The 12,512-nt window shown below is 57.6% G+C and carries 10 protein-coding genes; 1 reads left to right on the top strand and 9 read right to left on the bottom strand.

Annotated features, from left to right (window positions below; all coding sequences use genetic code 11):
* Nucleotides 1-13 precede the first annotated feature (13 nt).
* From lspA to QOL67_RS01010, 4 genes are all read right to left on the bottom strand, one after another.
* A complete protein-coding gene (gene lspA, locus QOL67_RS00995; RefSeq protein WP_283424750.1) occupies nt 14-487 on the bottom strand; it encodes a signal peptidase II in 474 nt (157 codons plus the stop codon).
* A 176-nt stretch (nt 488-663) separates the two neighbouring features.
* Nucleotides 664-2,253, bottom strand: a complete 1,590-nt coding sequence (purH, locus tag QOL67_RS01000; RefSeq protein WP_283424078.1) for a bifunctional phosphoribosylaminoimidazolecarboxamide formyltransferase/IMP cyclohydrolase — start codon at nt 2,251-2,253, stop codon at nt 664-666.
* Between the two features lie 19 nt (nt 2,254-2,272).
* Nucleotides 2,273-4,015, bottom strand: a complete 1,743-nt coding sequence (locus QOL67_RS01005; protein WP_283424079.1) for a heparinase II/III family protein — start codon at nt 4,013-4,015, stop codon at nt 2,273-2,275.
* A gap of 101 nt (nt 4,016-4,116) precedes the next feature.
* Nucleotides 4,117-5,388 carry an RsmB/NOP family class I SAM-dependent RNA methyltransferase gene (locus QOL67_RS01010; protein WP_283424080.1) on the bottom strand — a complete coding sequence of 424 codons (1,272 nt, stop codon included), beginning with the start codon at nt 5,386-5,388 and terminating at the stop codon, nt 4,117-4,119.
* A 77-nt stretch (nt 5,389-5,465) separates the two neighbouring features.
* On the opposite strand from QOL67_RS01010, the gene QOL67_RS01015 reads away from it, so the two are divergent.
* Complete coding sequence (locus tag QOL67_RS01015) at nt 5,466-5,651, top strand: DUF1674 domain-containing protein (protein WP_283424081.1); 186 nt, start codon at nt 5,466-5,468, stop codon at nt 5,649-5,651.
* A 7-nt stretch (nt 5,652-5,658) separates the two neighbouring features.
* Here QOL67_RS01015 and QOL67_RS01020 read toward each other — a convergent pair whose 3' ends face one another.
* The 5 genes from QOL67_RS01020 to dapB all read right to left on the bottom strand — a co-directional run bounded on the left by QOL67_RS01020 (nt 5,659) and on the right by dapB (nt 12,464).
* Nucleotides 5,659-6,996 (bottom strand): tetratricopeptide repeat protein, encoded by a 1,338-nt coding sequence (locus QOL67_RS01020; protein WP_283424082.1) that lies wholly within the window; start codon nt 6,994-6,996, stop codon nt 5,659-5,661.
* A gap of 292 nt (nt 6,997-7,288) precedes the next feature.
* Complete coding sequence (locus tag QOL67_RS01025; protein WP_283424083.1) at nt 7,289-9,361, bottom strand: ABC transporter permease subunit; 2,073 nt, start codon at nt 9,359-9,361, stop codon at nt 7,289-7,291.
* Nucleotides 9,358-10,410 (bottom strand): quaternary amine ABC transporter ATP-binding protein, encoded by a 1,053-nt coding sequence (locus QOL67_RS01030; RefSeq protein WP_283424084.1) that lies wholly within the window; start codon nt 10,408-10,410, stop codon nt 9,358-9,360. Before QOL67_RS01030 ends, QOL67_RS01025 begins: the two co-directional genes overlap by 4 nt.
* Nucleotides 10,411-10,416: 6 nt before the next feature.
* Nucleotides 10,417-11,379, bottom strand: a complete 963-nt coding sequence (locus QOL67_RS01035; protein WP_283424085.1) for an ABC transporter substrate-binding protein — start codon at nt 11,377-11,379, stop codon at nt 10,417-10,419.
* A 275-nt stretch (nt 11,380-11,654) separates the two neighbouring features.
* The gene (gene dapB, locus QOL67_RS01040) at nt 11,655-12,464 is read right to left on the bottom strand and encodes a 4-hydroxy-tetrahydrodipicolinate reductase (protein ID WP_283424086.1); all 810 of its coding nucleotides are present in this window, start codon (nt 12,462-12,464) and stop codon (nt 11,655-11,657) included.
* Nucleotides 12,465-12,512 lie beyond the last annotated feature (48 nt).

Below are 12,512 nucleotides of genomic sequence, written 5' to 3' on the forward strand. Positions count from 1 at the left end.
CCTGACAGGAAGGTCACGCCTCAGTTTTCTTGCCCCCGCCAAACACCACCAATCCGATGGCACCTGCAAAAATCCAAATGTCTGCGACGTTAAAGGAATAGGGATTGTTGAACCCGCAGCAGGACATATTGAGAAAATCCACCACCGCGCCAAACAAAAGCCGGTCGACCACATTTCCAAGCGCGCCGCCAATCAGGAAACCGGCACTGATCATGCCCCATTTGCCCGGCGGATCTTTGCGCACCCAATGCAGCACAAAGCCGCAAATCACAAACGCCAGCGCAATCAGCACCCATTTGGCCGCCTCAGGGCTGTCTGAAAACAGGCCAAAGTTGATGCCGCGGTTCCACGCCATATGAAATTGTAAAAACGGCGGCAGAATCTCAATATGCATCACCTCGCGCAGGTTCAGCGCGTTGAGCACAAGAAATTTGCTCGCCTGATCGGTGATGAAGGCCCAAAAGCCTGCCCAAAACACAAGACGCATCACGGCGCGTCTCCTTCTCTGCCTGTCTGCCTCGGTGCGCCGTTCCGTGTTATCCCCAGAATCTTGCGCCTTGATTGTTAGCGCCCATGCTACGCCACTTTTGGGCCGCGCAACAAGGGTACGACCTGCGATCAGATTAAATTCCAACCGCAGGCCGGTAGCTTATTTAGTCACTTTTAGTGACGGAAGTGACGCATTCCGGTAAAGACCATCGCCAAACCAGCATCATCCGCCGCCTTGATGACCTCTTCATCCCGCATGGAGCCACCTGGCTGGATCACACAGGTGCCGCCAGCCGCAGCCGCTTCCAGCAGACCGTCGGCAAACGGGAAAAACGCGTCAGACGCCACAGCGGAGCCCTTGGCTGGGCTTTCGTCCAGACCCAATGCATCGGCCATACGCTGCGCCTTAGATGCGGCCACATTGGCACTGTCCAAACGGCTCATCTGGCCTGCGCCCACACCGACGGTCGCGCCGCCTTTGACGTAGACAATGGCGTTGGATTTCACGTGCTTGGCCACTTTCCAGGCAAACTGCAGATCAGCCATCTGCGCGTCCGTTGGTGCAACCTTGGTCACCACCTTCAACTCATCTGCTGCCACGGTGCCAACGTCTTTGTCCTGGACCAAAACGCCACCGGCAACCTGCTTGTAGGTTGTGATCGGCGTGCGTGGATCAGGCAGACCATCGGTCAGCAGCAGGCGCAGGTTTTTCTTGGCCGCAAAAACCTCTTTGGCTTCCTCAGACGCGCCCGGCGCAATCACCACCTCGGTGAAGATCTCCACAATCTTCTTGGCAGTTTCAACATCAAGTGGCTGGTTCAGCGCCACAATGCCGCCAAACGCAGATGTGCGATCACAATCAAACGCTTTCTGATACGCGTCCACCAATGTGGCGCCCACAGCCACACCACAGGGGTTGGCATGTTTGATGATCGCCACAGCGGGACCATTGGCTGGATCAAACTCCGACACCAGCTCAAACGCCGCGTCGGTGTCGTTGATGTTGTTGTAAGACAGCTCTTTGCCCTGCAACTGGGTCGCAGTCGCCACACCGGGACGGCCCGAGCCATCGGTGTAAAACGCCGCTTTTTGGTGGCTGTTCTCGCCATAACGCAAGGTCTGCTTCAGCTCACCAGCAAAGGCGCGGCGCTTGGGGGCTTCCAGCTCCAGCTGCTCTGCCATCCATGTGGACACAGCCGCATCATAGGCCCCGGTGCGCGCATAGGCCTTCTGGGAAAGCTTGCGGCGGAACTTCGGGCAGGTCGCCCCGTCGTGCTGATCCATGTCGCCCAGCAATTTGTCGTAGTCCTCAACGTCCACAATCACGTTCACAAAGGCTGCGTTTTTGGCAGCTGCGCGGATCATCGCCGGGCCGCCAATGTCGATGTTCTCGATGCAGGTGTCATAATCCGCACCCGCCGCCACAGTGGCCTCAAACGGATAGAGGTTCACCACCAGCAGGTCGATGCCCGCAATGCCGTGCTCTTTCATCGCTGCAACATGTTGTTCATTGTCACGCAACGCCAGCAAACCGCCATGCACATTAGGGTGCAGCGTTTTTACGCGGCCATCCATCATTTCCGGAAAGCCGGTCACATCCGCGACATCTTTCACATCCAGACCCGCATCGCGCATCGCCTTGGCGGAACCCCCGGTGGAGAGCAGCTCCACGCCGCGGTCTGAAAGGGCTTTGGCCAGATCGATCAGACCGGTCTTGTCAGACACGGAAATCAGGGCGCGGCGAATAGGGAGGAGGTCGCTCATTGGGATAGGGTCCTTGGGCTCAGGTGTTCAAATCCATTTCGTCCCGGTTCAGGTCCCTGATTGCCACATTGGTCTCATGTGCTTTGCTCAACGACCACCGGATGCGGGTCGCATACTCCATTGCCACGCCAGATAGAACGATTTGTTTGGTCGCACGTGGCTTTAATCGCCCTTTTTCGAGGAAAACACTGGCATCCAACCGCATTTTGGCAATCGCATCGTGCCGGAACACCCAAAGTTCGCCGCTTTTGAGCGCAATCGACACCGCCGCACCGCCCATATCAAGCGAGGCATCGACCTCCGGATGCAAGTGAAAGGCGATTTCAAAGGGGATTCCCTGCAACGCGCCTTCATCCATCGCCTTGTCAAACCGCCGCTTGGCCGAATCGTCCATCGCAATGATCAGGTCTTCCCCCGCCATGCCGCGCCCATCAAATGTCAGCTCCAACGTCCGCGCATGGGTCAATCCGTGGGACGCGATGTAACCGTCATGCCCACCTTCAAACCGCAGTCCATCCGGCGCCTGACTCATTTGGATCGGCACATCTTTGGGGGCATCCACAAGCTGCTCTTCGCGCCAGCCTCGGCCCTCTTGACCCAACCGTGCGCTCGACAGCTCATCAATCGTGACCGTGGAATGCGAGGGTGTCGCCCGACCAAACCGGCGCCAGTCTTCGCCAAAACTCGCGCCTGAGCCACAGTTCACCACCAATGGCCGCCGCCCGCTGGTCAACTCAAACGCCATTGTCGACGCATGCGCATTAAGCGAGCTTGCCCCGGTCGGCGGCAGGCTGGCGTCAATCACCACGCTGGTGCGCCCAGCTGAGAGCCGTGCGTAGCCCATCGCCAGCCCATCCGCCTGCCGTGTTTTATTGCCACTTTCTGCCAACGCGGAATCCAGCCGTCCTTCCATGCCGCGACCACCGCCATGGAACCGCGCCAGTCCGCCATCCGCGTGGCGCAACGTGCGCAAGGTAGGGGCGATCCGCTCAATCGCCTGCATGTGTATCTCAGACGGTGTGCGCCCCGCATCTTTGAGCGCTGTCGCCGCCCAGGTCAAAAGCGTGAAAACTTCGAGCAGCTCCTCAGGATTGCGGGTCGGAATGCCGCCCTCTTCATCCACCTGCCGCTCACACTCTTTATCCAACGCCTTCAGCGCTGGCTCCACATGTTGCGACATGCCTTCCAGCGCCAACCCTGCATAGATCAGCCCGGTCAGCGCCTCAAACCGCGGCAAGCCCGGCACCGTTTTGTGCCAACGCTTGGAGAGGAAAATTGTCTGCTGCGCCAGCGAGCGGTAGAAATCTTCGGACTGCGCCGAATCCCGCGCCCTAAGCAGGAAAATTGCATGGCTGATCCACCGGATCAGCCGCCGTCCCGCCAGATCCGGAATCCATCCCGGCCCCGAGCCACGCCCGTAGCGGTCAATCCAGCGCCAGACCCATTCTTGCGCCCGCTCCCGCGCGGGCATGTCACCCACGGCCGCCAGATCATCCAACCAGGCAAACCCATGCTGCTCTTCGGCAAACACATCGTCGGGCACATCAATGTCCCACAGCGACGTTTTGGGCGCGCTGATCAAATGACCTGCAAACAGGAAATTCCCGGCCACCAACTGCTTGCCACGGGCATAAAGCCCAATGGTGCGGGGCTCCGGCATGCTTGTGAACCCTGTGGCGGGCCGCGCACGGGTGCTGATCCGAGCCGCAACACGATGATTAAACCGTGTCCAGCGCGCCGATATGGTTTCTCGTTTGGACATCCACTCTGCCTCTACGCTCTTTGGCGTTTGGCACGAGTGTAGCGAGGTGTTAGCGCTGAGTCACCGATTGAATCAGCGGCGGGCCGTCAACCGGCAAAAGCTCACTGACCTTTGCGCAGCATCGCCACATAAAACCCGTCCATGCCACCTTTGTCCGCCCAATAGTCCGGACGCAGGCGCAGGCCACCTTCTTCGGTGATCCAAGCCGGATCCACACCATCAATCAACACCGCGTCCCGATCCACGGTGACATCTGCCCAGCGCTCCGCCGCCTCTTCCACCTGCACTTCGCCTTCGTCCGGCAACAGAGAGCAGGTGCAAAACACCAACCGTCCACCCGGTTTCAGCAGGCCAATGGCGTGATCCAGGAACACTTCCTGCAAGCCAATCAGATCGCCAAATTCACTGCCATCTTTGGCAAAGGGCAAATCAGGGTGGCGTCGAATGGTGCCCGTGGCCGAACAGGGCGCATCCAGCAGGATAGCATCATATTGCCCCTCCTGCGCCATCACGTCCCCCACCACCACCGTGGCGTTGAGCTGCACGCGCTTAAGGTTTTCCCGCAACCGCTCCATGCGCGACGCGCTGTCATCCACAGCTGTTACCGTGGCCCCTGCGGCAGCCACCTGCATGGTTTTACCACCGGGCGCGGCGCAAAGATCAAGCACCGTTTCCCCCGGTTGCGCATTGAGCACCCGTGCCGCCATCGACGCGGCCGCGTCCTGTACCCACCACTGACCTTGCTTGAACCCAGCCAGCGCTGTGACCTGCCCCGCATCCGCAATCCGCACCGACCCGTTGGGCAACACCACGCCACCCACAGCTTCGGCAATGCCCTCAGCATCCTCTTTCACGGTCAAATCCAATGGCGCCCCGGCAAAATGGGCCGCTTCAATGTCCAGCATGGTGTCCGCCCCATAAGCCTGTGCCAAAGGCTTGCGCAGCCATTTGGGCAGCCGCGGCACCCGCAACTTGTCCCATTCCGCCTGACCTTTTTCGTCCACCTTGCGCAGAACGGCGTTGACCAGGCCTTTCATGCCAGCCGTGCGTTTGTTCTTCGCAACGATGTTCACAGCGTCGTTCACCACGCCATGCGCCGCGCCGCCGAGACACAGCTCCACCGTGGCCAGCCGCAGCACATTGTGCACATGCAAATCCGGCGTCTTTTTCATATGTTTCTGCAACACCCGGTCCGCACGTTCCAGATTGCGCAGCGTATCAAGCGCCAGCCGCTGCGCACGCGCTCGGTCCGCCGGCTCCAACTTGCTCAACCCGCCACTCTGGATCAGGTCATTGAGCAGTCGTCCATCTTCCATAACTTTATCCAGCAAACGCACAGCGCTGCGACGGGTATAATAACCGGAGTTTGACATGGGACGGGTTTCCTTACGGACTTGAGCTTGGCAGACGGGCGCGTATATCAAGGGCTAGGCCTGAAAGGAACCCTCTCATGACTGACGCCTCCGATTCCCGCGACGACTTGCCTGAAGCCGCCAAGCGCGCCTTGGCTGAAGCTGAAGAGCGGCGCAAGAACGCGAAAGCCGTCGACTTGCCCACCGAATTGGGCGGCCGTGATGGACCAGAACCGGTGCGTTTTGGTGACTGGGAGAAAAAAGGCATCGCAGTCGATTTTTGAGCCAGCCTCAATCGATAAACGTCCATCCAGCGGCTGCCAGATTTTGCATCAGGAAATCCCCTTCTGTTGGGTCCTGAAAAAACACACGACCAATCATTTCTGGTCGAAACATTGGCCACTGTTCGCGAATGTGTTGAACCGTTTCACTTGCACGTTGATGGTTGCCAGAGGCCTGATGGGCTGCAGCCAAATATGTCATCGTCACAACATTTACACCGCGTCCCTCACGTTCCGATGTCTCCAATGTTTCAATGGTCTCGACATATTCTCCGACGTGGAAGCTGGCCATCGCATACAGCCTTTCTCGGGCCATCAAAGTATGCGGAAGGTCCGCGACACTTCCCACCTCAGTGGCTTCGCGTGCATTTTCATAACGGCTCGTGAGCAACGCTAAAACCGCATAAGCGCCCGCAACATCAGGATCCTGGGATCCCAACGCATAAGACCTCTCAGAAAGATTGATGGCACTGCGATAGTCCCGCTCCGTAAACGCAACCAATGCGGCCGACGACAAGACCCACGGATCTTCCGGGCCTTTTGCCAGCGCCTGATCTCGCATCAATCGCGCCTCTTCCAAATGACGTCGAGACAGTGCCCCCCCCGATGTCATCAACGCAATCGCGGTCAAGCCATATCCAGCCGTCGCATATGCCACCACGTACTCCGGATCTCGTGCAATCACCTCTTTGGCGATAGCAATCGCCACGCGCTGCCGCTCCATATCGAGAGTTGGATATAGATACTCTCGCGCCACTTTCTCCAATTCAAAAACAGAAAGCCCGTCATAGCGTTCAGGAAAAGGCGGCACCCCCAAGTCTTCCTCAGATTGCGAAACCGGTACGGACCCAGACGACCGAAATCTTTGGTTTTCGGGCCAAAGCGCCAAGCCGCCACCCACAACCAATGCCACAAGTATTAGACCCACAAAAATCACGCCCTTCATAGGCATTTTCTGCGGTTGCGACGTTGACGGAACAGCCTCGTCTTCCCACATCTGGAAGTTCAGTCCACAGAGGTCGGAGTTCGTTGTGATCCGGATTGGATCATCAGCGCCGTCATCAGCGTAATAGACAGCGAGTTTCTCGGACAATCGCTCCATTGCCCACATCAGTTTCTTGCTCGCCTCTTCAGGCGAACGGTCTGCAAAAAATTCAGAAATGGCAGCGTTCTGACTGCCGTGAGTGGCCCGCGCTGCCAGATGCTCGTCAATCAAAAACCGCAGTAACAGCTCCTGTTGCTTTGCCGCTTTGAAGGTTTGACTGCCGAAAACACGCGCGGCCGCGACCCGGATTACATCCGGCGCAATTCTATACTGCATACCTTTGGGCGCGTCAGGATTTGGCATGAACGCACAATCCCCCCGAATTCTTAAAAATCCACTCAACAGCTCATTCTGAGTGTTGTTCCACCAAGCAAGTTTGACGCGCTCAGCGCAATAATGCAACTCCACCCAGAGTTGCAGCACTGGACCCGCAGGCAATTGCCCCCAAAGCAGCCCTAAACCGCAACAGCGCCCGCCCTGTTTACCGATCACTTTTTACAAAATCACACCGACGCAATACCGACGCAAAGCAGCCGCGATACCGATGTCAAAAAACGCAACCGAATCGAAGTGTTAACCCCGATTCGGTGAAGTTTCACAGCCCAAGCGCCTGCCGACGTTCCTCAGCAAACCCCTGCACCAACCGATCTGCCACCAGCGCCAAGATCGCCATTGCGGCACCAGCGGTGATGCCAAGCCCAACATCATACTGCCCCAACGCCAGGAAGATCGACTGCCCCAACTCGGTTGTGCCAATCAACGCAGCAATCACCAACATGGCAAAGGCATAAAGAATGGTCTGGTTCAATCCGAGCAAAATGGTGGGGGCCGCAAACGGCGCGCGCACCTCAAACATGGTCTGCCATTTGCCTGCGCCACTGGCCGTCGCCGCCTCGATGATGTCATCTGGTGTGCTGACCAACCCATGCCGCGTGTAGCGGATCATCGGCACCACCGCATACATGCAAATGGCTATAAACGCTGAGAATTCTCCGATTTGGAAAAACATCAACACGGGGATCAAGAACACAAACAACGGGATGGTTTGCAGGAAATCACAAATGGGCCGCAAGATCATCCAAGCGGTTGAACTCATGGCACTCCACAGCCCCAAAAGCCCACCAATGACTGCACAGGCAAACACCGCCGCGCCTGCCAGATACAGCGACAGAAGCGCCCGCTCCCACAGACCGGAAATCAGGATCAAGGACAGCAGGATCACAGCCAGCCGCGCCAACTTCCAACCACCGGACACCCAGCCAATCGCCCCGGCGCCCAAAATCACCACAGGCCAAGCCAAATGTGCCACGCCAATTTCTGCAATATAGGCGATGATCAGCACCATCACTGCTGCAGTGACTCGCCCTTTAAAGATCAAAATCAAGGAGATAAGCAATGCGGCTCCATAGAGCATGGCCGTGTGTTTAACAGTCCAGGCAAAGCCCCATGTGAACGGCAAAACCGCCTCTGCAAGCCCAATCCGCAGCGGCAAAAGCCCATAAAACATCGAGGTGTTTTTGATGCTGTCCAAGGTGGTGCCGTAGGTCGCGGTGAACACCCCAACCCCTTCATCCACACGCTTGGCCACCCCGTCCATTGCCGCCACGCCAGACGGCGGCCAGCCCGCCAGCACAGCCCAAATTGTCACAGCCGCACCAACCGCCAAAATCCCATAAGCCACGGTCCGGTTTTGCGGCTGACGTGGTTCGGCAAGTGCTGCGGACATGCGATCAATGATGATTGCAAATACCACCACAACGGACCCAGCCAAAAAGGCCGGTCCAAACAAAGCCTTACGCATGGTTTGCAGCACTTCCCAACCGATGTCGTCAAACCCACCAATCACCGCGGCGATGATCACCATCGACAGCGCGGCCATCAGGCATTGGTTCACACCAATCATGATCTGCTGGGTTGCGGCAGGCAGTTCCACAAGGAACAACTGTTGGCGTCGCGTGCCACCCGACATCACCGCCGCTTCACGGATTTCCGTATCCACACGCTCCAGCCCCAACAAAACATTGCGCGCCATAGGTGGCGCCGCATAGATCGCTGACGCTATCAAGCCAACCACAGGCCCAAAGCCAAAAAGCACAAGCAGAGGCACTAGATAGGCAAAGGTTGGCACGGTTTGCATCACGTCCAGAAGGGCGTTCACCGCCCCCTTCATACGCGGGTATTCAAACGCCAAAATGCCAATTGCCGCGCCCATAACCAGCGCCAAGGGCACGGACACCGCAACCAGCGCCAAGGTGTTCATGCCCTGCGACCAGTAGCCGGTGAAGACCACAAACATCAGACCAAAGAAGCCCAATGCCGCCAGCCGGAGACCACCAATCATCCAGCCAATTGCGGTCACAAGCGCCACTGTCATTGGCCAGGGCACCGCATTCAAAAGCCAGCCAACCCACTCCATCGGGTAGCTCACCAGAAACGTAAAGGTCCGCGCTATAGGTTTGAAAACATCTAGAAAACCGCCAACTAGCCAGGTCATCCAGTCGGCCATGGGCACAGTCAATGCAGCGGGCCATTTCACCAACCACTCAAACTGCGCGCCCAGCAGGCGACACAGCAGAACCACCGCCAGCACAAACAGGGCGGCTTGGCTGCCACGCGTCAACGACACCCTCCGACCCGCGCCTTGCGGCACAGCTTCAACCGCGCTCATGTCTCTTCCGCCTGCAGCGCGTTGGCGAGCTCATGCGGATGCACCGCGCCAATCACTTTGCCTTCCGCATCGCGCACCGGCACGGGCTCATAAAGCTCCATGCATTTGGTCAGCGCAGTGTCCAGCGTCATGCCAATTTTGATGCCCGGATCATCCGGCATATTGTCGGGAATGCCATCCATCAAAATGGACTCAACACAGGCATGTCGCCCCTTCGGCACATCCTTGGAGAACTCGGCCACATAGTCGTCCACCGGATGCAGCACGATCTCTTCAGGCGTGCCAATCTGCACAATTTCTCCATCGCGCATAATCGCAATCCGATCGGCCAGTTTCAGAGCCTCCTGAATGTCATGCGTGATGAAAACAATGGATTTTTTCAGTGTCGCTTGAATGTTGAGGAACTCGTCCTGCAACTGGCGACGGATCAGCGGGTCAAGCGCGGAGAACGGCTCGTCGAGAAACCAAATATCCGGGTTCACCGCAAGCGAGCGGGCAATCCCTACACGCTGCCGCTGCCCACCAGACAGGTTGCGCGGATAGGTGTCTTCACGCCCTTTGAGCCCCACCAGTTCCAGCACTTCCATAGCGCGTGTACGACGCTCAGCTTTGCCCGCGCCCTGCATTTTCAGAGGAAAGGCCACGTTGTCGGCCACCGTCATATGCGGGAACAGTCCAAAATGCTGGAACACCATGCCCAGCTTGTGACGGCGCAGATCAATCAGGCGTTTGTCACTGGCCTGTAGAATATCCTCGCCGTCAATGCGCACCGACCCGGCGGTCGGCTCAATCAGCCGCGAGATGCAGCGGATCAACGTCGACTTGCCAGAGCCCGAAAGCCCCATAATCACAAAGAGTTCCCCGGATTTGACCTCAAAATTGGCTGCCCGAACGGCAGGAATGAGAGTCTTGTCCTTGAGCGCCTGTGCGATGGCTTTGTCATCTCCAGCCCCGCGCGCATCGCGCAAGGCTGAGGCGGCGTTTTCGCCGAAGACCTGCCAGAGGTCTTCGACGGCAATCGCCGGAGCGGTGCTGTTTGTGTCAGTCATGAAGGCTTACTTCGTTGCGGCGTCGACAACCGACTTCCACTTGGCCTCATTGGCACCCATCCAGGCAGCGACAACCTCTTCAACCTTTTCGCCGTCCACGTCGACCGCCCCCATCATTGGCTGCTGATCTTCGACCGCCAACTGGTAGTTCACGAGGATTTCATGCGCGGCAGGCCATTTGTCTTTCAGACCTGGCCAACCAGCTTTGAAGATGCGGCTGGCTGCAAAATCGCAATCGTTGATCGCATTTGGGTTTGGTCCCCAAGCCGGATCGGTAAAGCAAGCATCTTCGCCCGCAGGCAGATCGACAAATTTCACATCATAGGCCGACATCGCCCAGTGTGGCTGCCAGAAGGTGATCAGCAAAGGAGACTTTTTCTCGGTGGACGCGCGCAGTTCTGCGATCAGCGCCCCTTCGGAGCCAGCAGGCACAGCTTTGAATGGCAGTTCCAGACCAGTCATGCGGTCAGCACCCGGTGTGCCCCAATCCGCTGGATAATCCACCAAACGGCCCATCGGCAGGGTCTCTGCGGTGGCAAAGTTCATCGCACAGTCTTTCAGCGCTTCCCACGCTGGCAAGCCTGGGCAAAGCTCTTCGACATGCGCTGGGTAAGCAATACCTTCGCGGGCATTCAGGCCCAGATCAGACAGCTCTTCCAGTTTGCCGTCATCTTTCAACACCGCATATTGATCGGACACGTTGGAGGACCAAATTTCCAGCGTTGCGTGGATGTCGCCATCTGCAATCGCCTGGAATTGGTTCATCATGCCAGCAGTCACATATTCAACTTCGTAACCGGCCGCTTTCAGCATCTCACCCGCCACATGGGTGGTCACGTGCTGTCCGGTCCATTCGTTCAGCGCCAGTTTGATGGGTTCACCGGTCGCGCCAAGCTCCGCGGCTTGTGCCGACATGGCCACTGCAGACACCGCAATCGCCGACAGACCGGCTTTCAAAAACGTCGTCATGGTCTTCTCCCTGTTGGTCATTTTTTAAATGGTCATTTAAGTTTTTGTTTGTCGGCATAAGAACACAACGTCTCTAACCTGCCAACAAAAAATGCATCTGGTCTGGATGCATCATTTGAGAGGGCTGTCATACGCCCCCGCCTTCAACCATTGAGTAGTTGATTTTATTGGTCATTTTTTCTGCAACCAATTTGAGCACAGCTCTACGAGATTGCCAATCGCACGAGACGCGCAAAACGCCGCATAGCGTTTTGCGCAGGGTCGATAGGGGATTCTTACAATCCCAATACGTCAAACATATCATACTCACCGGGCTTCTGACCCTGCCCCCAAATCGCCGCCTTGAGCGCGCCTTTGGCAAACAGGCTCCGGTCAGTGGCCTTGTGGCGCAGAATGATTTGCTCACCATCACAGGCAAACATCACATCATGCTCCCCAATGATGTCGCCGCCGCGAATGGCCGTGAACCCAATATCGCCGCGCTTGCGCGCACCGGTAATACCGTCACGACCGCTGTCAGTCACGTCTTTCAGATCCACACCACGGCCCTCGGCGGCAGCTTCACCCAACATCAAGGCAGTGCCAGACGGCGCATCCACTTTGTGACGGTGGTGCGCCTCAATGATTTCGATGTCAAAGTCTTCATCAAGTGCGGCTGCCACCTGCTGCGTCAGCTTGGTCAGCAGGTTCACACCCAGGCTCATGTTGCCTGCCCGCACAATCACCGCATGACGCCCGCAAGGCTCCAGTTGCGCAATGTCCTGGTCGGTCATGCCGGTGGTGCCGATCACATGCACCGCACGGGCCTGGGCTGCCAGTTTTGCAAAAGCAATGGTCGCTGCTGGTGCGGTAAAATCAATCACCGCCTGCGCTTTGGCAAAGGCCTCCAACGGTTGATCCGTCACCGTCACGCCCAGCGCAGCGCCGCCCATGGCTTCGCCAACGTCCCGGCCAACCCAATCGTGCCCCTCACGTTCAACCGCACCCACCAAACGCACCTTGTCACTGTCGGACACCGTCTTGATCAGCATCTGCCCCATCCGGCCTGATGCGCCTGTGATCACGATTCCTGGCAATTCCTGCATGGTGTCCTCTCCACTCTGACAAACCACCCATATGGCGGTGCGCCCTGC

Source organism: Shimia sagamensis (assembly GCF_900182745.1).
Taxonomy (GTDB): domain Bacteria; phylum Pseudomonadota; class Alphaproteobacteria; order Rhodobacterales; family Rhodobacteraceae; genus Shimia; species Shimia sagamensis.